The sequence below is a fragment of the Streptomyces sp. NPDC086549 genome, assembly GCF_044746205.1.
GTDB lineage: Bacteria > Actinomycetota > Actinomycetes > Streptomycetales > Streptomycetaceae > Streptomyces.
The window spans coordinates 235,437-256,078 of the sequence record NZ_JBIVBS010000008.1 but is presented as its reverse complement, the minus strand read 5'-3'; the positions used below and the strand labels follow the sequence as shown (position 1 = coordinate 256,078).

Here is a 20,642-nt window from a genome sequence, read left to right as displayed (position 1 = left end):
ATGCCGTCCTCACCCCTGGCGTCACGGCTCGACGTGGAGCTGAAGCCGGACAGACCTCCCCTCCTGCGCGTCGAGTCCCCCCTCGACGCGGTGAGTTGGGCCAGCGAACACCGCGAGGCACTGCGCGCGCAGGTCACCGAGCACGGCGCGCTGCTCGTCCGCGGCCTGGAACTGCGCGAGACGGACCAGGCCGGTGCGGTCTTCGCCGGGCTGTCCGGTGGTCTGATGACGGAGCGCGAGGCCTTCGCCCCCCGTGAGACATACGGCCCCGGGCTGTACTCCTCCTCGACCTGGCCGGCCAACCAGCCGATGTGCATGCACCACGAACTGAGCTACACGGTGGAGGTCCCCGGCCTGATGCTGTTCGCGTGCCTGACCGCACCCGGCCAGGGCGGGGCCACGGCGGTGGCCGACGCGGAACAGGTGCTCCAGGCGCTGCCCACCGCGCTGACAGACCGGTTCGAGCGGGAGGGCTGGCTGCTCACCCGCAGCTACAACGACGAGATCGGGGCCTCCCTCGCGGAGTCCTTCGGCACGGACGACCCCGCCACCGTGGAACGCTACTGCCGGGCCCACGCCATCGACTTCACCTGGCAGCCCGACGGCTCGCTGCACACCCGGCAGCGCCGCGGCGCCGTGGTCCGCCACCCGCTCACCGGCCGGCGCTGCTGGTTCAACCAGATCGCCTTCCTCAACGAGTGGACGCTCGCCCCGGAGGTGCGCGAGTACCTGCTGGACGTCTACGGCGAGGACGGACTGCCGTTCAACACCCGTTTCGGAGACGGCACCCCGATCGGCGAGGACACCGTCCAGCTCCTCAACTCCACCTACGAGGAGCACACCCGGCGCGAGCCCTGGCAGGCCGGTGACCTGATGCTCGTCGACAACATCCGCACCGCACACAGCAGAGAGCCCTACACCGGAGAACGTCAGGTGCTGGTCGGCATGGCCGAGCCCTGCCGTCCGGCCGACTGCTGCCCGACCCCGGAGGCAAGCCAGCGATGACCAACCTGTTGTCAACCGCCACCCAGCGGGACACGTCCCACCAGGCCTCGGCACCGACGTTCGCCGTGATCCCCGGCGCACAGGTGCAGCAGGCGCTCAGCGGGCGCGAGAAGGAGATCGTGGAACTCGTCGAGTCCACCTACCGGCTGCACGGCGCCGGGGACTCGGTCAACCCTCCGTCGTACTTCCTGCGCTTCACCGACCGCCCCACGGCGCGGATCATCGCGCTGCCGGCCTCCATCGGCGGCGCGAACCACGTGGACGGCCTGAAATGGATCTCCAGTTTCCCGGCCAACGTGCCGGCCGGCCTGCCACGGGCCTCCGCGGTCCTCATCCTCAACGACCACGACACCGGGTATCCGTTCGCCTGCCTGGAGAGCTCCATCATCAGCGCGACCAGGACCGCGGCATCGGCCGCCCTGGCGGCCGACTGGCTCAGCCGGAGCGGCCCCCGCCCCACCCGCGTCGGATTCTTCGGCACAGGTCTGATCGCCCGCTACATCCACACCTTCCTGGCGGGCACCGGCTGGACGTTCGACACGATCGGCGTGTACGACGTGTCCCCCGACAGCACCGCCGGCTTCTCCGGCTACCTGCGGCAGACCGGCACCACCGCACAGGTCGACGTCCATGACAGCCCCGAGGGACTGATCCGCTCCAGCGACCTGGTGGTCTTCGCCACCGTGGCCGGCGAACCCCATGTCACCGACCCGGGCTGGTTCACGCACCGCCCCCTGGTCCTGCACGTCTCCCTGCGCGACCTCGCCCCGGAGATCCTGCTCGCGTCGACCAACATCGTCGACGACGTCGAGCACTGTCTGCAGGCCAACACCTCGCCCCACCTGGCCGAGCAGCTCACCGGCAACCGCGACTTCCTCGACGGCACCCTCGACGACGTCATGAGCGGACGGCGGATCCCGCCGACCGACCGGCCGGTGATCTTCTCCCCGTTCGGACTCGGCGTGCTCGACCTCGCGGTCGGCAAGTACGTCTACGACGAAGTGGCCCGCGCGGGGCAGCTCCGAGTCATCGACGACTTCTTCCACGACCTGCGCCGGTACGGCTGAGGCCCCATTCTTCGGCTATGGCACCAGGAGGCCCACCGTGCCCGTCATATCCGCCCCGTACGCCTTCAACGAAGGCGGACTGTACGTCGACCTCGAGTCGATCTTCGGACTCCGTCTCTACCTCAAGTGCGAGGGCTTCAACTTTGCCGGCTCCATCAAGTTGAAGGCCGCGAACGAGATGGTGGAGAGCGCCGAGCGCGAGGGAATCCTCAAGGACGACTCGATACTGGTCGAGTCCTCGTCGGGGAACCTGGGGGTGGCGCTCAGCATGATCGCCGCGAGCAAGGGTTACCGGTTCCTGTGCGTGACGGACTCCCGTTGCAACCTCTCGACCAGATTGCTGATGGAGGCGCTGGGCAGCGAGGTGCACATCGTGGCCGACCTGGACTCCAACGGCGGATTCCTCGGCAAGCGGATCGACTACGTCCGTGCGCTGTGCGACTCCGACGACCGGTACGTGTGGCTCAGCCAGTACACCAACGCGGGCAACTGGCGGGCGCATTTCCGCACGACGGGACCGGAGATCGCCACTCAGTTCCCGCAGCTCGACGTGCTGTTCCTCGGGGCGGGCACGACCGGGACCCTGATGGGCTGTGCGCGCTACTTCCGGCACTGGCACCGGCCGGTGCGGATCGTCGCCGTGGACAGCGTGGGTTCGGTGGCCTTCGGCGGTGAGCCGGGCCGCCGGATGATTCCGGGCCTGGGCATGAGCATGCGCCCGCCGTTGCTGGACGAGTCCTACGTGGACGAGGTGATCCGGGTCGAGGAGGCGGACACCATCCGTACGTGTCACCGCCTGGCCAGACGCGGGTTCCTGTTCGGCGGCTCCACGGGAACGGTGGTCAGCGGCGCGATGGACTGGCTGGCCCGGCACGACACCCATGACATCACCGCGGTGGCCGTCGCACCGGACCTGGGCGAGCGCTACCTCGACACCATCTACCAGGTCAACTGGCTGCAGGATCTGTACGGTGACCACATCCTCGACTCCGAGCTGATGACGGCGGCTGCCCGGAGGGACAAGCCGGTGTCGGAGGACCCGGCACACCGGCCCGGACCGTAGGGCGTCGCTCGCGGCGCCCGGTGGCGCTGTCCTGGGCCGGGGTGTGCTCACCACCCGTCCCAGGACAGCGCCACCGCCGTCACCCGGGCGGTGTCGACCCGATCTCGACCACCCGGGCCCAGGCGGGCGGCGCGTCCGGCACGTAGTCGGGATCGTCCTCGTCCCACGAACCGGCCCGCCGCTCCCGAGGGAACAGGCCCACCACCGTCCGGCACGGGGGACGCGTGTCCGGCCAGGGTGTCTGCCCGTCGGTCAGGGCCACGACGACGTCCGGTCGCGGCAGCACGCGGAGCGCCTTGGCGAAGCCCGCGCGCAGATCCGTGCCCCCACCGCCCACCAGCGGTATGCCCTCGCCGCGACACAGCGGGTGCACGATCCTGGCCGACGCGTCGCACGGCACCACGCTGACCAGGTCGCTCCGGCCGCCCACGGCACGGGAGATCGCGGCGACCTCGAGGAGTGCGCTGCCCAGTTCGGCGTCGCTGACCGACCCGGACGTGTCGATGACCACGCAGACCCGGGGCGGCCTGCGCCGCAGGCTCGGCAGCACGACCCCGGGCACCCCGGCCGAGCGCCGCGCCGGCCGGCCGTAGGTGTAGTCGTCGCCCGCGCCGGAGCCCGAGGCCGCCGAGCGGACGGCCGCTCCCAGCAGCTCCCGCCACGGCTGCGGCGGATGGAACGCCTCCTCCGCCCAGCGCCGCCAGCCCTGCGGGGCGTTTCCCGGACGGCCGGTGATGCCCTGCGCCACCCGGAACCGGACCGCGTCCCGCTCCTGCGCGCTCAGGCCGTGCGCGCCGTCCGGTCCCAGCTCCCACTCCCGTTCCAGGCCGTCGGCGCCGCTGCCGCAGTCCAGCCAGGCGGCTTCCAGGGAGCGGGGATCGATCCGGAGCTCGCGCAGGTAGTCCTCCATGAGCCACCCGACGGGAAGCCCCAACGGCTCAGGCTGGACGGCGCCTTCGGGCCGGACCAGCCCGTCTCCGTACACGTCGTCGTTGATCTCGAAGTCGGCGGCGATGTTCATCCGCAGCCGTTCCGCCGGACCGGTCAGCCCGTGTTCCCGCGCGACCCTTTCACTGCGCCCGTGGTGGTCGCGCAGCAGGTGCGACACCTCGTGCACCCACACACCGGCCAGCTCCTCGACCGGTGTCCGGTGCACGAACGCCGGCGAGACATAGCACCGCCAGTGCCGGTCGACGGCCATCGTCGGTACCCGCCGCGACTCCACGGTGTGCAGGGCGAACAGCGCCGTCGCCAGGTAGGGCCGGACCCGGGCGGCGTGCAGCCGGGCGGTGAAGAGCTTGTCGAGGTCCAGCGTCCCCGGTGCGTCCGCGGTCATCGGCCCGCCTTCGAGGTGATCGCCGCGGCGCGGGCCGTGGCCCCGTCCGCCCGCCGGGACAGCGACACCACACCGGAGAGCCGCTCGATGGACGCCGGTACGTCCCAGTCCTCCTGGCGCAGCGAGGCGAGCGTGGTCGCGGGAACGACCACCAGGTCCGGGGCCCCGGTCTCCACCGCCCGCACCAGAAGCGCCCACGCCGCGTCCCAGCGGAACCTGTCCGGGCGGCCCCGGACCGCCTCGACCACGCCGTCGAGCACGGCCTGCCGCAGGTCCCCGCGCTCGGGCAGCTCCGCAGCGGACGGGTCGGCGAGCAGCACCTCGGGGTCCGGGAGGTCCATCCGGTCCAGGCCCGCCAGCAGTTCCAGCCCCGGACCGTCCCCCACCGTGCCCCTGACCAGCATGGACAGCACCTCGCGGGAGCAGCCCGCCGCGGTCGCGAAGGCGATCAGGGACAGGGTCATGTCCCAGCTGCGGGGCGACGGCCACGGGCCGCCCCGGCGCGTTTCACCGCTGGGGAGCCGGTGCACGAGCCCGGGGCGGGCGGAGAGGAGCCCGCACACGGCGCGGCGGGCGAAGTCCACGGCCTCGGGCAGCTTTTCGGGGTCGAGCCGGGGCAGCGTCGCCCGGGGCCACGTGCCACCGAGGCCGCGCACGACGACCTCGTGGTCGTGGGTCCACTGGAGATGCACGAACCGGTTGGCCAGGGGCGGGCTCAGTTCCCAGCCGTCGGCGGCCGAGGACCGCGGATTGGCGGCGGCCACGATCCGGACTCCGGGCGGCAGCCGCAGGGCGCCGATGCGGCGTTCCAGCACGAGGCGGAGCAGGGCGGCCTGCACGGCCGGAGGCGCGGTGGACAGTTCGTCCAGGAACAGCAGCCCCCGGCCGGCCCGTACCAGCCGCACGGCCCAGTCCGGCGGGGCCAGGGGGACGCCCTGTTCCGCGGGGTCGTCTCCGACGACGGGCAGCCCCGAGAAGTCGGATGGCTCGTGCACACTGGCGATCACCGTGGTGAGCGGGAGGTCCAGGGCTTCGGCGAGCTGGGTCAGGGCGGCGGTCTTGCCGATCCCCGGCTCACCCCACAGCAGCACGGGTAGGTCGGCGGCCACGGCCAGGGTCAGGGCCTCCAGCTGTGTGTCGGGGCGCGGTTCGGTGGTGGTGTCGCGCAGCAGGGCCAACAGGTGCTCGGCGACGTCGAGTTGGGAGACGGAGGCGGAGGCGGAGGCGGAGGCGGGGTCGGACGAGGAGCGGGGCGCGGCGGGGGGAGCGTATGCGTGCATGTTCGATCACCTAGGGGTGTGAGAGGAAGACGTGTGGATGCCGGGGACGGAGGGCCCCCGGGTCAGCGAGAGGTCGAGCGGCGGGGCTGCGAGCGTCGGGGACGGGGACGGTGGCGGTCCGGGCGCATGCGCTCGGGGGTGGGGTCGATCAGGCCTGCCCTGAACAGTCCGTAGGTGATGCGCCGCTCCGCGGCCGCCTCCAGCTCGTCCCGCAGAGGGCCGCCGCGCAGTACCGCGTCGGGGCCGAGCAGACCTTCGACGACGGCCAACGCTCCGGCGATGTCGCCATGGTCAAGGCGTTCGCGGACGCCGGTGAGGCAGTCCGGGCGGCGGTGCGCCTCGTCGATGGCCCGCAGGCAGGGGAGCGGAGTGCCGGTCAGCGCGGCCAGCAGTTCCTCCCGCCGGACCTCCGCGGGGTCGTGGTCCAACGCGGCCAGGACCCCGTCGGCCAGGCCGATCCGGTGCCGGGCTCCACGGCACTCCACGATGCGCGGTCCCCCTGTCGGGTCCGGAACACGGGGCGCACGAGTGGGCGCACAGCCCGACACCAGCGCCGGGGCGACCAGCGGGTGCAGCTGATCGGTCCCGATCAGACCCCCGCGGATCAGTTCGAGGTCCGGCAGCACCCAGGTCGCCACGTCGGGCAGCACCGGCAGCCCGGAGTCGCTGACGTGCGTGGACACCGCCGCGATCCGCATCGCGGGCGGCCCGACCCCGACCCCGACCCCGTCCCTGATCCCGACCCCGTCCCTGATCCCGTCCCCGTCCGGGACCAGACTCAAGGCCAGCCGGTGTCCGCCCCCCAGCCGCACGGCGACGGTACCGCCGGCGGGCCGCCCCTCGGCGTGGAGCAGGATTCCCGCCTCGGCCGCCCATCGGTCGACGGCACAACCGTCCCGCGGCACCGTCCCCGGCAGTTCCGGGTCCAGGGCGGGACGATGGTCCGCGGGCGGCCGGTCGGCACCGGACCGGACCCTCAGCTCACCGGCTCTGCGCGCGTCCCACAGGTGGCGGTGCAGGTCGAGGCGGAACCGTCGGCTGGGATGGGGATGCGGATGCCGGCGGGCGCTCGCCTCGGCGTGGGATCCGTCCCACAGCGCGAGGCTGATCCGCTGCCCTGCATCCGCCCAGGCCGGGGGAGTCCGGACCACGAGGTGCACCGGGTACGGATCGTCGCGCCCCCTGGCGTCGTACCGGGCCAACGCGATGGTCAGTCCCGGGCGCAGCAGCCCGTCGGGTGCGATCCTCGGCATGTGCCAGCGCAGCACGTCCGGAGCCAAGTGCCGGAGATCGGCGCGGACTCGGGCCGCCAGCTCCCGGCCATGGGCACGTGCCACGGAACGCAGACTGAGATCGACATCGACACCTGCGGCGGCACATGCCCCCGCCCAGTCACCGGCCTGGCGGCGGGCGGTCGCGGTCTCGATCATGGAGGGCGGCACGGCGAACTCACGCACGCGCGGCCAGAAGGAAGGACGGGAATCCCCGTTCGCGGTCTGAGTGAGCATCAGCACTCACCTTGCGCGGACGGGTCCCCCAATCTGTCAACAGAATGAGTGGTCATCGCGGCGAGCATAGCGTCCGTCACCGCGATCTGTCAGGCGCCTTCGGGCTCAGTAGTCCAGTCCCGCGTACCAGTCGCTCCGGCCGCCCGGGGTCAGGTCGAGGAGGTGCCAGACGGGGGTGAGGAGGTCGATGCCGCGCTGGTCCATGTCCTGGGCCATGCGCGGGTGGGCGGAGTAGAAGTGGCGGACCGTGCCCTCGCCGTCCCGGGTGAAGACGGAGATCGTGGAATCCTGTGCGCCGTCCTCGTCCTCACTGCCGAGGTCGTACTTGAAGGAGCTGTCTCCGCAGCTCAGCAGGCGCAGCCGGGACCAGCTGCGGTTGCGGGCGTGCTGCCGCAGCGCGGGCGGGCCGGCGGCCGCGGCGACGGCGAAGTCGGCGTTCTGGGCGATGTGCCGGGCGATGCCGTTGAAGCCGTCGATCCACAGGGTGCACATCGGGCACGGCTCGGTCTGCAGCTTGCCGTACATGAGGTGGTAGACGATCAGCGGCCGGTCCGGAGCGGTGAACAGTCCGCTCAACGCGACCTCGTGGACGGGGGTGTCGCCCCCGTCGAGGTCGCTCGGGCCTTCGAGGAAGACGTAATCGTCCACCGGTGGCCCCTGCGGGAGTGCCCGCCGCTGTGCCGCGACCTTCTCGCGACGACGCATGAGGTCGATCTCGGCGAGGCGTAGTTCTTCGCGGGCGGCGAGGTACTCCGCGGACTCACCGGGCAGTCGCGTGTGCCGCAACATCGCGTCCTCCTGGGGGAGCGTCCCGAGGTATTTCGAGTCCAATCCGGTGGGTCCGGGAATTCCATGCGATGAAGAATTCCCGGACCCGCCCCGAGTTCTCTGCCTGGACGCGGCTCAATGCCGGAAGGTGTCCTTGGCCTTCTCCTTGGCCTGACGGGCGTCGCCACGTGCCTGTTCGAGGCGGCCTTCGGCCTCCATGCTCTCGTTGCCCACAGTGCGTCCGGTGGTCTCCTTGATCTTGCCCTTGGCCTGTTCGGCCTTGGCCTTCGCCTTTTGGTTGCGAGCCATGGATTTCACGTCCCAACGTCTCTTCGGCGTGTGGTCATCACCCGACTTGCCACTTTTCCGCCGTTCAAACATTGGAATTCCGATTGCGGAAATCGGCTGGGAGGATGCGCTGGGAGGATGTATTTAATTCAAATTTCTCCCGGCTCCGCACTCCTGGCGCTATCGGCACTGTTCGTTATGATCGGGCCATGCCCGCCGACCCTGCCCCAGGCTTCCGTCCGCATCGCGTCGTCGTCCTCGCCCTCGACGGCCTGCTCCCCTTCGAGCTGGGTATCCCGCACCGGATCTTCGGGCGCCCGAAGGACGCGCGGGGGCGGCCCCTGTACGAGGTGATCACCTGTTCCATCCGGCCGCCCGGCCCGGTCCAGACCGACGCCGACTTCGCCATCCAGGTCGGGCACGGTCCGGAGATGCTGGCCACGGCCGACACGGTCATCGTCCCGGCCTCGTACGAACTGGGGCCGGTCTTCGAGGACGGCGTGCTGACCGACGAACTGGCGGCCGCGCTTGCCCACATCCGTCCCGGCACCCGGCTCGCCGCCATCTGCACCGGAGGGTACGTCCTCGCGGCGGCCGGCTACCTCGACGGCCGCCCTGCGACCACCCACTGGGCCGAGTCCGAGCACTTCCAGCGCCTGTTCCCCCAGGTCGAGGTGGACGCGGACGTCCTGTTCATCGACGACGGCGACGTCCTGACCTCCGCGGGCGTCGCCGCCGGCATCGATCTGTGCCTGCACATGGTGCGCCGCGACCACGGCACCGCCATCGCCAACGAGGTCGCCCGCCGCACGGTCGTACCGCCCCACCGCGACGGTGGTCAGGCGCAGTACATCCACCGCCCGCTGCCGGACCCTCAGATGGCCTCCACGACCGCCGCCCGCGCCTGGGCGCTCGGCCGGCTTCACGAGCCGATCCAGCTGCGGGACATGGCCGAGCAGGAGGCCCTGTCCGTACGCACCTTCACCCGCCGCTTCCGTGAGGAGGTCGGCGTCAGCCCCGGCCAGTGGCTCACCCAGCAGCGTGTCGAACGCGCCCGGCACCTGCTGGAGTCCACCGACCTGTCCGTCGACCAGGTGGCCCGCGACTCGGGCTTCGGCACGGCCCAGTCGATGCGCCAGCATCTGCAGGCGGCGCTCGGTGTCACGCCCACCGCGTACCGGCGCACGTTCCGCATCGCCGGCGGCGGGATCGACCGTCCCGGCGGTGTGACCGCCCAGCGGTGACCGGGAGGGGAGCGGGCTATCCTCCTCGGCATGAGTGAGGGGGACAGCGGCAGACGGGTCGTCGACGGCCGCTTCGAACTACAGGCCAGGCTCGGGGGCGGGGGCATGGGCACGGTGTGGCGCGCCCACGACCTGCTGCTGCACCGCAGTGTGGCCGTCAAGGAAGTACGGCCACCGGACGCCGGCCTGGCCGAGTACGACCCGGAGGGCGCCCGGACGCTGCGGGAGCGGGTCCTGCGCGAAGCGCGGGCACTCGCCAGGGTCGACCACCCGAACGTCGTGACGATCCACCACATCGTCGACGGCGGCGGTGACACCTATCCGTGGATCGTCATGGAACTGGTCGAGGGCGGCTCGCTGGCCGATCTGCTCGCCCGCGGCCCCATGGCCCCCGCGGAGGCGGCCCGCGTGGGCCAGGGCGTCCTCTCGGCACTGCGCGCGGCGCACGCTGCCGGTGTCCAGCACCGCGACGTGAAACCCGCCAACGTCCTGCTGCGCCGCGACGACCGCCCGGTCCTCACCGACTTCGGGATCGCGGCGGTGCGCGAGTCGACCACGCTCACGGCCACCGGGGCGATCATCGGCACCCCCGACTACATGGCACCCGAGCGCATCTCGGGCGGGCCGGGCGGGCCCGAGGCGGACCTGTGGTCGCTGGCGATGATGCTGTACGTGGCGGTCGAGGGCCACCACCCGCTGCGCAGGGACACGACACTGGCCACGCTGGCCGCCGTGCTCTACGAAGAGGTACCGCCTCCCGCCCGCGCCGGTTCCCTGACCGATGTCCTCAACCGCCTGCTGGTGAAGGACCCCGCGGCACGGCCGGACGCCGGGACCGTCGAGCGCATGCTCGCCGCCGCGGCCGAGCCCGCCGCGGAGCAGGGGGCCACGTCGTACCCGCTCGCACCGCCGACGCCCGCCGCGCCCTATGTGACGGGCACCGGTACGCCCGCTCCGGGCGGCGTGCGGCCGACCGTCTCGGATGCCGTCCCGCCGGCCCGGGAACCCAAGTACGCCGTACCGCCGGCGCCTCCGACGACCACGCCGGACGCCCTGGTCACCGTGGGGCGCACGAGCGGCGGGCCGCGACGGCGGACCCGGAGCATCCTCATCGCCTGCTCCGTGGTCGCCGCAGTCGTCGCCGGCAGCCTGATCCGGGGGATGCTGACCGACGACGACCACAAGGGTGCCTCGGGGTCTCCCGGTGCGACGAGCCCGTCGCGTCAGGGCACATCCACCGCGACCACCCCGACCCCGACCCCGGCGGATGATCAGGCATCCGGGAAGACCACCGACCTGCTCACCCCCGCCGGCATCCGCAAGGTCCTGAAGGCCTTCAAGGACGCGACGGGCCGCGACACCTACGGCGACTTCACCGTCTATCCGGGGTACGCCTCCGCGGAGCTCATGGTGGCCGGCAGCCGGACTAAGTACGACGACTACACCTACTACCCGGACCGTGGGGTGGAGAAGGGCATCATCAATGGCTCCCTGTCGGGCACGGAGCCCGTGAGCCTGAAGAACTTCAACTGGGACGCCCTTCCCTCCCTTCTCGCCCAGGCGCGCAAGCAGCTGCACGTCGACAAACCGACAACCCGCTACCTGGTGGTCAATCCGCCGGACACCACGTTCGACACCCCGGCCAACATGGCGGTCTACCTGAGCAACGCCTACAGCCAGAACGGCTACCTGGAAGCCGACCCGCACGGCAAAGTCACCAGGACGATGCCGTACGACGGCGGGTGAGGTCGCGAACTCAGGGCTGGAGCGGGGAGCACAACAGGGCGGCCGGTCCCGGGCTGCTGCCCAGCCGGGTGGTGAAGGCGATACCGGCGGCGTACTCGTCGGCGGCGCACTGGCCCTTGTAGTCGCCGGATGCGAAGTCGCCGCCGGCGCCGTCGGAGGGCCGGTTGTCGGACCGGTCGAGCCAGACCGTTCGTCCGGTGCGGCCCAGCGAGGTGCGGGCGGGCGCGCACAGGGCGGCCGACAGGCGGGCACCTCGGCGGCTGTAGCCGATGACGAACTGCCCGGCCGGGCACTGGAGTTTGGTGTAGCCGGAGGCCCAGTCGCCGCCCGCGGGAACGTAGCGTTCGTCGGTCACGACCGTCTGGGTGTCGCCCGTGGCGCGCAGGTCGCCGGCGGTCGTGTCCGTGCACAGGCCACGGCCGGCGGTGTGGCTGATGCCGATCAGCCGGAGGCCGTCGGGGCAGGCGGCCTTGTAGGCGCCGGAGTCCCAGTCGCCGCCTGCCCGCACCCGCAGGGACTGCACCTGGTCGCCGTGGTCGGTGGTGAGCATGCGCCAGACGGCCGTCGGCGCGACGTACCCGGTGCGGGTCGGCGAGGTCATGAGGTGGTTCCAGGCGGTGGCGCGCCAGTCGCCCTGGTCGAGGATGCCGGACCGGTGCCCCGCGGAGTCGTAGCGCAGCAGGGCCCAGTCGTCGTGGCCCTCCCAGCCGACCAGGGGCCAGTAGGCGAAGTCGGTGTCGTGGTCGGCGAAGTAGTCGGTGATGTTGCCGAACCAGGTGCGGGCGGCGGTGCCCGTCTCACCGGCTCCGATGCCGAACTCGCTGACCCACACGGGTGCGGTGTAGTGCTGTCCCTCCGTGGTGACGAAGAAGGCCTGGTCGGCGAGGACCTGGTACAGCTGGTCGCGGGTCAGGTCCTGGTAGCGGGGGTCGTGGGTCTCACCGACTCCGGTGGCTCCGCTGTGCCGGGGGCCGGTGTAGCCGTAGAAGTGGGCCGAGTAGACCAGCTTGTGGGCGTCGACGAGGGTGTGCGAGAGCGTGCGCACGGGTGTGAGGGTGGGGCGGTCGTGGGGCAGCCCGTCGGCGGGTATGCCGGTCCAGTTGATGCCTTCGACGACGATGAGGAGGTTGGGGTTGGCCTCGGTGAGGATGCGGTCCGCGGCGAGTTGGGCGGCGGCGTACCAGTCGTGGGCGTCGCCCAGGCCCCAGTTGGGGTCGTCCAGAACGTCACGCCGTACTTCGTTGTAGAGATCGGCGGCCACGACACGGGGGTCGTCGGCGTACCGGCGGGCCATGAAGACCCAGTCGTCGGCCCACTGCTGCGTGGACTGGCTGCTGTTCCACCGTTCGTTGCCGTCGATGCCGCAGCACCAACGGGAGGTGTTGGTGTGGTTGTTGAGGACGACCGCGAACCCGTCCCGGGTGAGGGCGGCCACGACGGCGTCGTAGACCTGCAGGGGCGTCTTGCCGCGCAGCCCGGGATTGGCGGCGACGGCGACGTCCGGCACGGGTGTCGTCGAATGGATCATCTCGTTGGAGAACGGCAGCCGGACGCTGTTGATGCCGAGTGCGTGGAAGTCGGCGAGCAGCGTGGGCAGGGAGGCGCGGTCCAGGCCGAGGGGTATGCCGTAGGAGTTCTGGCCGGCGTGGTGGTTGGCCGGATCGGTGACGCTGCCGCTTCCCGTCCAGGAGCCCTGGGCGCCGTCCCAGTTGGCCGACCGCAGCCGGAAACGGTTGCCCTGGGCGTCGACGATGTACCGGCCTCGGGTGGACAGGGGCGGCTGCCAGGTGTCGGCCGCCGGGGCGGAGACCTGGGCGGGTGTCCCGGAGGAGACGGGCTCCGGGACGGCGGCGACCGCCGTCGGCGCGGTGGTGAGGAGGGTGAGTACCGTGGCAGTGGATGTCAGGTACTGGACAAGTCTGATAGTCGGCATCCGGTCCTCTGTGGGGGGCGATGGGGAGACTGACGAGTCGCCACCAGCGTACGGATGGAAAGCGGTTCTGGGCGATGTCGGTTGCCGTCGGCATGCTGTTCCTCGGCGGGTGCCGGAGCGCATGCTCGTGAGACTCCCGCCCCCAGCGGCGTGGCGGTCACGGGGTACACCTCTTGCCGGTGAGTATTACTGGCCGTTCCGCTGGGTTGTCTGGAGGCAGATATGACGGTGAATCGGCTCGGCCTGGTCGTCCACAGCGGGCGTCCGGAAGCCGTGGAGGCCGCACGGACCGTACGCGCGTGGTGTGCCGAGCGCGACGTGCCGTGTACGGACATCGATGTGTGGCGCGACGGCGGCAGGCACAGTACGCGTGAGGAGCTCGACTCGGCGGGCAACCCGGACCTCGTCGTCACTCTGGGGGGAGACGGCACGTTCCTGCGCGGCGCCAGGCTGGCCGCCGCGAACGACTCCCTGGTTCTGGGCTTCGACCTGGGACGGGTGGGCTTCCTCACGGAGGCCCCCGTGACAGCGGTGCGTTCGGCTCTGGACGCCGTGCGGGAGGGACGGCACGAGGTCGAGAGGCGCATGCTGCTCACGATGCGTGCGTCGTGCCGCCTGGAAGTGCCCCCGGACGTGGAGGGGCTGTTGCAGTACGGCCGCGGCCCGCTGCTGCCATCGCCGAGTGTGCGGCCCGAGTGCGAGGCCGACAAGGACTGGGGCATCCCCCTTCACATCACGGCGCTCAACGACGTCGTCATCGAGAAGCTGTCGCGGGACCGGCAGGTCTCGGTCGGCGTCTACATCGCCGGCAGGCTCCTGGCGTCCTACTCGGCCGACGCGCTGCTGGTCGCCACGCCCACGGGCTCGACCGCCTACAGCTTCGCCGCCGGCGGCCCGGTCGTGTCGCCCCACTCGGAGGCGCTGGTCTTCACACCGGTCGCTCCGCACATGACGTTCAACCGGTCCGTCGTCACGGCCCCCGACGAGCCCATCGGACTGCGCGTGCTCGAACGCTCCGGCCGGGCGGCGGTCAGTGTCGACGGCCAGGTGCGCGGCGTGCTCGATCCGGGGGACTGGATCGGGGTGTACAGAGCGCCGCAGAGACTGCGGGCCGTCCGGCTCGGGCCGATGGACTTCTACGGCCGTCTGCGCGAGCGGATGAACCTGACCGACGCCCCGGCCGCCGTGGCCGACGGGACCGCCGCTCCGCTGTGGTCGGTCACGACCCCGCCGCCCGGCGACCTCGCCCACCTCGAGTTCCTGAAGGGACCGGACGATCCGTCCCGGGTTCCCTAGGCGCGGCCCGGCGGCCCGGCGGCCCGGCGGACCGGCTGTGACTTCCCCCACCTGCTCTTGCCGCAGGCCAGGGGGCCTACCTAGGTTCGGTACATGTCCTCCCATGGCCCGACCCATCCTGCCGATCCGGACGAACCCGACGCGGTGCGCCGGGACGACGCCGGACGAGCGGATTCCGCCGCGCCGGTCGACTTCGCCGTCGACCTCGGCGCGCACGAGGTGGAACGGCGGGCTCATGTCCTGGCCGCGCTCGGCCCAGACTGGGATCCGGTCGCGGTGCTGCGCGACGAGGACGCGGCGTACGACCTGCTGTACTCCGGCCTCAGCGAGGAGCAGCAGCGCGTGTACGACGACCTGGTCGCGGCCGGTGTGCTGCCGAAGAGGGGGAACGGCAGTGCTGCCGCTTGACCCGCAGGCGGACCTCGGCCGCCGCGCCTGGGTGACCTGCCCGAACTGCGACGACAGTCAGGGATGCGACACGTGCGAGCAGCGGCGCACCTGCTCCGAGCACTGGCGCTACCTGCTCTCCAACAACGGCAGCCTGCTCCACCTCCAGTGCCCGTCGTGCACCTACATCTGGCAGCACGAGACGGGCTTCGGCGCCACCCGCTCCCGCTGGGAGCGCATCACCAGCGGCCTGCGGCGGCAGTCCCCCTGAACCGGCGGTGAGGAGCGGCACCACTGTGACACGGTGCGCGTCATCGACGACGGGCTGTGACCGACTTCGAGGGCGCGAGCGGTGTCCCGCTGATGGTGCGGCCCGGCGTCAGCCGCGCGGGACGCCTTCGAGGCGCCGCGCGGCCGGAGCGTGCCGCCGCCAAGCTCAGTCGCGTCCGCGCCCCTTCCCCAGGCGCTCCAGTACCGCATCGGCCATGGCCTGCTCACCCTTGGCATTGGGGTGTGCGGGGGCCGCGGGCGAGGCCGGCTGCAGCGGTTCGAGCCAGCGGTCCGCCGGGGCCTTGCACATGTCGTGGCCGACCGTGGGGCCGTAGGTGTCGACGTACTCCGCACGGTTCCACGCGGCCACCAGGCGGAGCATAAAATTCAGCCGCTTCCCGGTGTCGCGCAGGTAGGGGAAGTCCTTCGCCCCGAACGGTACCGACGGGAAGCAGCCGCTGCCGTCGTCGGGCAGGAGGTCCGGGTAGCCGACGACGAGCACCCGGGCGTGCGGCGCCCTCGCGTGCACGGCGCGCAGGACACGGTCGACCTTCGGCGCGGTCTGCGCGATGTTGAGCGTCAACTGGTCGATCCCGGACGAGCCGTAGTAACGCTGGCACGGGTTCCCCGTCGGATCCTGGGCGCCGAGGCGCGCGCACGTACCGATGATGGAGGCGAAACCGACGTCGTTGCCGCCGATCTGGACCGTCACGAGATCGGTGTCCCGTCCCACCGCGTCGAGTTGGGGACCGTTGGTGCCCTGCGCCTTCCACATCTCCTCGGTGGTCGCCCCGGAGCAGCTCACGTCCTTGAACGCGGTGATGCCCTTCTCCGCCGCCACGACCGAGGGGTAATTGTGGTCGGAGCGGGCGCAGTTCGCGTCCACCTGCTGAGGGATGAGGGGGCCCGAGGTGTAGGAGTCCCCGAGCGACACGTAGTGCGTGTCGCGGCCGTGTCCGTCGCCGTGTCCGTCGCCGTGTCCGCCGCCGTGCGCGGCAGCCGGTACGGCGGACGCGGCGACGAGGGTGCAACCGCCGAGCGCCGCCCCCACCACGACCGGCCATCGACGACGTCTCGCCGCTGCGCCCGCATGCGTGTCGTTCACCATCGGAGTCCCTCCCCTGGGCCGGAACATCGCGCGGAGCCGGCATCGAGACAGGCCCTCGCGCGTTCAACCACGCTTGTATACCGTTCGGTATGTCCCGGGGGCCAGAGGTGGGAGGCGAGCAGCCGAGCGGGTCGGGTCTGAGGTGAACGCCGGGCACCGGTGCGTATCACCCCACAAGCCCCGCGTGCGCCAGACAACGAGCCAGGTCCGCGCGGGAACGCACCCCCAATTTGCGGTACACGCGGGTGAGATGGGCCTCGATGGTCTTGCGGGACAGGAACAGGGACGCGGCGGCCTCGACATTGCTCAGGCCCTCGCCGATGGCCCGCGCCACCTGGAACTCCTGCGGGGTGAGCAGCTCCAGCACGTCGGGCTCGGCCCGGCGGACGGCGGTGCGGTGCCCGGACGCCGCGACCTCGGCCCCGGCCCGGGCCGCCCACGGCCCGGCGCCCAGCGCGCTGAACGTCCGCTGCGCGGACAGCAGCGGCTCCTGCGCCGCCGACGGACGCCGGACCCGGCGCAGCACCTCGCCCGCGACGAGCCGCGTGCGTGCCCGCTCGAAGGGCATCTCCCGGCGGGCGTGGGCAAGTTCGGCGGCGGTGAGCCACTCCGCGGCCTCGTCGGCGGACCGGGCGAGCATCACCCGGCAACGGGCGTGGGCGGCCGCGGGCCACGCCAGCGAGGTCGCCCCGGCGCGCTCGGCGAGCCAGTCCGTGACCGTGACGGCCCGCTCCCGCGCGCCCGTGCGCAGACACGCCTCCGCCAGATCCGCCAGCCACGGCATGAGATTGGGGTTGACCAGCCCCATCTCGTCCGCCATCCGGAAGGCCGCCTCCAAGTGGGTACGGCAGCCCTGCGGATCCCCGGCGGTCAGCGCGGCCGTGCCCAGCGCGCCACGCGCGAACACGCCCAGGCCGCGCAGCCGTCCGCCGCACCAGCGCTCGTACTGTGCGACCCGCTCCTCGCAGCCCGCCGTGTCGCCGCGCAGCCCGTCCAGCCGCGCCAGCAGGACCAGCGCGTAGCCCGCCATCGCCACCTGCCCGAACTCCTCGGCCCAACGCAGCGCCTCGGTGGCGTCCGCCCGTGCCATCGGCCACCGGGTCCACATCTCCACCTCGCACCGCCCCAGCAGCGCGTACGGCAGCAGGGTCGGCGAACTGTCGCGCCGGGTGCTCTCGATCACCGCGTCCAGCACCCGGCGGGCGACTTCCCCGTCGTCCGTCCAGGACAGGCCCTGGCCGATGTCCATGGCGACCTGGCGTTCCTCCGGGCTGTGGGCGATGTCCACGGTGAACCGCCGGACGCGGTCCGCGGACCGTTGCCATTGCCCGGGACGCGCGGCCGACGGGGGAAGCCCTTCGTCGAGCAGCGCGAGCAGCGACGCGCGCCCCGCGCGGACATCGCCGCCCAGGGCCTGCGCCTTGGCCCGCATCACGGCGGCGTGCCGGCGCTGTGTGTCACGGCCGCCGTCGGCCAGCACCTGGCAGTGGGCCGCGATGTCGGACGCGCGCCGCAGCCGGCCGTCCATCGTCGCCGGGGCCACCGCTGCCCCGTACAGCAGACAGGCCCGGGAGCGGTCCACCGGCTGCACCGCGCGGGCGGCGGCGACCAGCAGCCGGTGGGCGCGTGCGGGGTCGCCGAGCCAGGTGCAGGCCTGCCCGCGCAGCAGCTCGATGTCGGCGGTCAGCCGCGGGTCGCGGCTGTACGCCAGGGCCTGTTCGCACCAGTGGGCCGCGTCACGCGTCGTACCGCCGTAGAAGGCGTCCCGGGCCGCGTCGAGCAGCCGCCGGGCCGCGTCGGCCGGGTCCGGGGACAGCGCCGCGGCGCGCTGCCAGGCGTGCGCGGCGGCCGCCAACGCGCCGCGCCTGCGGGCCCGTTCGGCATCGGCGGCCAGCCGCGCGGCGACCGCCTCGTCCGGTCCGGGCGCGGCGGCGGCCAGATACCAGGTCTGCAACTCGCCGGACGACAGCGCGGCCAGCCGCCGGTACACCTCCAGGCGCCGAGTCGTGGAACACGCGCCCAGCACCACCGGCCGCAGCACGGGATGCCGAAGCTCGCAGACCCCGTCGCGCATCCGCACCAGTCCCGCCTCCTCTGCGGCGTCCAGGGAGTCGAGTCCCATGCCGAGATCGGCCAAGACCTTTGCCAGGAGCGTCAGTTCGGGTGGGCGGCAGGCGGCGACATACACCAGCGCCTCCTGGGTACGGCGGGGCAGTGCCCCCAGCCGCCCCCGCCAGGCGCGCTCCACCAGGGGCCCGGGTGCCTCCCACACGTCGTCCCACGGGTCGGCCCCCGCCGCCCGCGCCCGGGCGAGCGCCGCCGCGTACTCCACGAGCACCAGCGGATTGCCCTGCGCCAGCCGGACCAGCCGGCCCGCCGCCGGATCCGCCCGGTCGAGCCCGTGCCGTCGCAACAACGCCCAGCAGTCGTCGTCGCCGAGCGGCGCGAGCGCCGCCCGCGGCACGCTCTCCCACGCGCCGTCCTCCTCGGCGCCGGTCCGAACGGCCATGACCAGCGCCACCCGCTCCGTGGTCAGCCGGCGCGCCACGAACTGCAGCACCTGCCGCGACGACGGATCCGCCCAGTGCAGGTCGTCGACCACGACGAGCAGCGGTCGCACCTCCCCGGCGGCTGCCAGCACGCCGAGCGCGCCCGCGCACACCGCGTACGGATTCGGCTCGCTCACGTCCGCCAGTGCCAGGCAGGCCTCCACCGCCCGCCGCTGCCCGGGCGGCAGTTCGGCGAAGTGCTCACGCAGCGGAAGCAGCAGATCGGCGAGGACCGCATAGGGCAGCACGGCTTCCGACTCCACACCGTCGGCCCGGAGCACGGACGCTCGGCAACGGAACCGGTCGGCCGCGTACCGCAGAAGCACGCTCTTGCCGATTCCCGGATCCCCACTGAGCAGCAGCGCGCCGCCGTGCTCGGGCAGCGTGTCCGACAGCCGGTCGAGCAGGTCGCGTTCACGGTCCCGCCCGACCGGAGGAAACCCGTCCACGGCGGCCGGTGCCGCCCTGTCCGCCGCCGGCATGCCGACCACGACCGCCGTATCGTCCATGACGCCCCCGTACCGCCATCGCCCCCGCGCGGCCGGGAGCCACGTCACCAGCATGCCCGGTCAGGATGATCGCCGTGGGTGATTGAGCATCCTTGTCCGTTTTTGGCGATTAGTAAAAATTCGTACGGTCATGGGGAGTTCCCCGATGCGCCGTCCTCCGCTGTGCGGTTGCATCGACAGGGCCCGTACACCGCGCCGGGGGAGGTGCCATGGCCGACGACGTCAGGTGCGGGACCACGCACACCCTGGCCCCCCGGGTCCACCTGCTCGGCCGCTTCACCCTGGCCTACGGCCCGACCCCCGTCGACGTCGGCACCGGCGCCCAACGCCTCCTCGCCTACCTGGGCCTGCGCCACCACGGCACCCGCACCGTCGTCGCCGGCACGCTGTGGCCCGAGGTCACCGAGGAACGCGCGCAGGGCAGCCTGCGTACGGCCCTGTGGCGACTGCACCGTGGGCGACACGAGCCGCTGGTGCGCAGCGAGGGCGACACCCTCTCGCTCACCGAGACCGTCACGGTGGACGTGCGCACCCTGATGGACTCGGCCCTGCACATGGTCGGCGGGGAGCCCCCGGCCCCCGGCCCGCCGCCCGACCCCACCCGTCACCTCCTCCACGCCGGCGACCTCCTCCCCGGCTGGGACGAGGACTGGATCCTCTTCGAACGCGAACGCCTCCGCCAGCTCCGCCTCCACGCCCTGGACGCCCTGGCCCACCGCCTCCTGGCACAGGGCCGGCACGCCCTCGCCCTGGAAGCGGCCCTGGAGAGCGTCCGCATCGAGCCCTTGCGGGAGAGCGCCCACCGGGCCGTGGTCGCGGTCCACCTGGCCGAGCACAATGTGCTGGAGGCGATCCGGCACTACCGGACGTTCCGGGACCTGCTCCGCAGCGAATTGGGCATCGGCCCGTCGCCCGCCTTCACCGCGATGCTGCCGTCCTGCGCATTGACCGGCGACTGACGGGCGCGTGACGCCGCACCGCCAGTCTGAACCCTGCCCGGAATCCCGGCATCCCTCGACGAGTGGACCGGCATGAACGAATTTTCGGAGAACCCGACGGCCATCCTCCTGCTTACGGTCTGGTCCGAGCCTGGCACGTTCGTCCTGCGCGCCCGTGTCACCCGGACCCCGGACGTTCGGTCGTCGGGCGCCTCCGACTGTCTTTCGGGCCGGGACGCTGTGCTCGCGAGCGTGCGGGAGTGGCTGGACATGTGCGAAATAGAGCTGCGGCGCTGACGTGAGGGTGATCCGCCGGCCGGAGTCCTCGTGCGCCGGGAGAATCTCGG

At 72.2% G+C, this 20,642-nt stretch carries 18 protein-coding genes; 10 read left to right on the top strand and 8 right to left on the bottom strand.

Annotated features, from left to right (window positions below; genetic code table 11):
- The 3 genes from ACIPSA_RS25800 to sbnA are packed head-to-tail and all read left to right on the top strand — an operon-like array spanning position 1 to position 3,135.
- Complete coding sequence (locus ACIPSA_RS25800) at positions 1–1,005, top strand: TauD/TfdA family dioxygenase (protein WP_402638362.1); 1,005 nt, start codon at positions 1–3, stop codon at positions 1,003–1,005.
- Positions 1,002–2,072, top strand: a complete 1,071-nt coding sequence (gene sbnB / locus ACIPSA_RS25795) for a 2,3-diaminopropionate biosynthesis protein SbnB (protein WP_402638361.1) — start codon at positions 1,002–1,004, stop codon at positions 2,070–2,072. Before ACIPSA_RS25800 ends, sbnB begins: the two co-directional genes overlap by 4 nt.
- 37 nt (positions 2,073–2,109) lie before the next feature.
- Positions 2,110–3,135, top strand: a complete 1,026-nt coding sequence (gene sbnA / locus ACIPSA_RS25790; protein ID WP_402638360.1) for a 2,3-diaminopropionate biosynthesis protein SbnA — start codon at positions 2,110–2,112, stop codon at positions 3,133–3,135.
- A 79-nt stretch (positions 3,136–3,214) separates the two neighbouring features.
- Here the strand turns inward: sbnA and ACIPSA_RS25785 are convergent, their stop codons facing one another.
- From ACIPSA_RS25785 to ACIPSA_RS25765, 5 genes are all read right to left on the bottom strand, one after another.
- Positions 3,215–4,471, bottom strand: a complete 1,257-nt coding sequence (locus ACIPSA_RS25785) for a VWA-like domain-containing protein (protein ID WP_402638358.1) — start codon at positions 4,469–4,471, stop codon at positions 3,215–3,217.
- Positions 4,468–5,751, bottom strand: a complete 1,284-nt coding sequence (locus tag ACIPSA_RS25780) for an AAA family ATPase (protein WP_402638357.1) — start codon at positions 5,749–5,751, stop codon at positions 4,468–4,470. The genes ACIPSA_RS25785 and ACIPSA_RS25780 overlap by 4 nt, the downstream gene beginning before the upstream one ends.
- Before the next feature lie 62 nt (positions 5,752–5,813).
- Complete coding sequence (locus tag ACIPSA_RS25775; RefSeq protein ID WP_402638355.1) at positions 5,814–7,259, bottom strand: hypothetical protein; 1,446 nt, start codon at positions 7,257–7,259, stop codon at positions 5,814–5,816.
- A gap of 105 nt (positions 7,260–7,364) precedes the next feature.
- Complete coding sequence (locus tag ACIPSA_RS25770; protein WP_402638353.1) at positions 7,365–8,048, bottom strand: DUF899 family protein; 684 nt, start codon at positions 8,046–8,048, stop codon at positions 7,365–7,367.
- A gap of 114 nt (positions 8,049–8,162) precedes the next feature.
- Entirely contained in the window at positions 8,163–8,336 is a 174-nt protein-coding gene (locus ACIPSA_RS25765) for a CsbD family protein (protein ID WP_402638352.1), read from the bottom strand.
- Positions 8,337–8,524: 188 nt separating this feature from the next.
- Between ACIPSA_RS25765 and ACIPSA_RS25760 the strand changes: the two genes are divergently transcribed.
- Positions 8,525–9,559 carry a GlxA family transcriptional regulator gene (locus ACIPSA_RS25760; protein WP_402638350.1) on the top strand — a complete coding sequence of 345 codons (1,035 nt, stop codon included), beginning with the start codon at positions 8,525–8,527 and terminating at the stop codon, positions 9,557–9,559.
- Positions 9,560–9,589: 30 nt separating this feature from the next.
- Positions 9,590–11,305 (top strand): serine/threonine-protein kinase, encoded by a 1,716-nt coding sequence (locus ACIPSA_RS25755; RefSeq protein ID WP_402638349.1) that lies wholly within the window; start codon positions 9,590–9,592, stop codon positions 11,303–11,305.
- A gap of 10 nt (positions 11,306–11,315) precedes the next feature.
- On the opposite strand, the gene ACIPSA_RS25750 is transcribed toward ACIPSA_RS25755, so the two are convergent.
- The gene (locus tag ACIPSA_RS25750) at positions 11,316–13,238 is read right to left on the bottom strand and encodes a glycoside hydrolase family 5 protein (RefSeq protein WP_402638348.1); all 1,923 of its coding nucleotides are present in this window, start codon (positions 13,236–13,238) and stop codon (positions 11,316–11,318) included.
- Positions 13,239–13,460: 222 nt separating this feature from the next.
- Here ACIPSA_RS25750 and ACIPSA_RS25745 point away from each other — a divergent pair, with 222 nt between their 5' ends.
- The 3 genes from ACIPSA_RS25745 to ACIPSA_RS25735 all read left to right on the top strand — a co-directional run bounded on the left by ACIPSA_RS25745 (position 13,461) and on the right by ACIPSA_RS25735 (position 15,192).
- Entirely contained in the window at positions 13,461–14,534 is a 1,074-nt protein-coding gene (locus ACIPSA_RS25745; RefSeq protein WP_402638347.1) for an NAD(+)/NADH kinase, read from the top strand.
- 93 nt (positions 14,535–14,627) lie between these two features.
- Positions 14,628–14,942 carry a DUF6400 family protein gene (locus ACIPSA_RS25740; protein ID WP_402638345.1) on the top strand — a complete coding sequence of 105 codons (315 nt, stop codon included), beginning with the start codon at positions 14,628–14,630 and terminating at the stop codon, positions 14,940–14,942.
- Positions 14,929–15,192, top strand: coding sequence for a hypothetical protein (locus ACIPSA_RS25735; protein WP_402638343.1), 264 nt, complete (start codon positions 14,929–14,931; stop codon positions 15,190–15,192). The genes ACIPSA_RS25740 and ACIPSA_RS25735 overlap by 14 nt, the downstream gene beginning before the upstream one ends.
- 165 nt (positions 15,193–15,357) lie before the next feature.
- Here ACIPSA_RS25735 and ACIPSA_RS25730 read toward each other — a convergent pair whose 3' ends face one another.
- Both ACIPSA_RS25730 and ACIPSA_RS25725 read right to left on the bottom strand, forming a co-directional pair.
- Entirely contained in the window at positions 15,358–16,299 is a 942-nt protein-coding gene (locus ACIPSA_RS25730) for an SGNH/GDSL hydrolase family protein (RefSeq protein WP_402638341.1), read from the bottom strand.
- A gap of 166 nt (positions 16,300–16,465) precedes the next feature.
- Positions 16,466–19,411 (bottom strand): AAA family ATPase, encoded by a 2,946-nt coding sequence (locus ACIPSA_RS25725; RefSeq protein ID WP_402638339.1) that lies wholly within the window; start codon positions 19,409–19,411, stop codon positions 16,466–16,468.
- Between the two features lie 155 nt (positions 19,412–19,566).
- On the opposite strand from ACIPSA_RS25725, the gene ACIPSA_RS25720 reads away from it, so the two are divergent.
- Positions 19,567–20,316 carry a BTAD domain-containing putative transcriptional regulator gene (locus ACIPSA_RS25720; protein ID WP_402638338.1) on the top strand — a complete coding sequence of 250 codons (750 nt, stop codon included), beginning with the start codon at positions 19,567–19,569 and terminating at the stop codon, positions 20,314–20,316.
- Positions 20,317–20,388: 72 nt separating this feature from the next.
- Positions 20,389–20,592 carry a hypothetical protein gene (locus ACIPSA_RS25715; protein WP_402638337.1) on the top strand — a complete coding sequence of 68 codons (204 nt, stop codon included), beginning with the start codon at positions 20,389–20,391 and terminating at the stop codon, positions 20,590–20,592.
- The last annotated feature ends 50 nt before the right edge of the window (positions 20,593–20,642 follow it).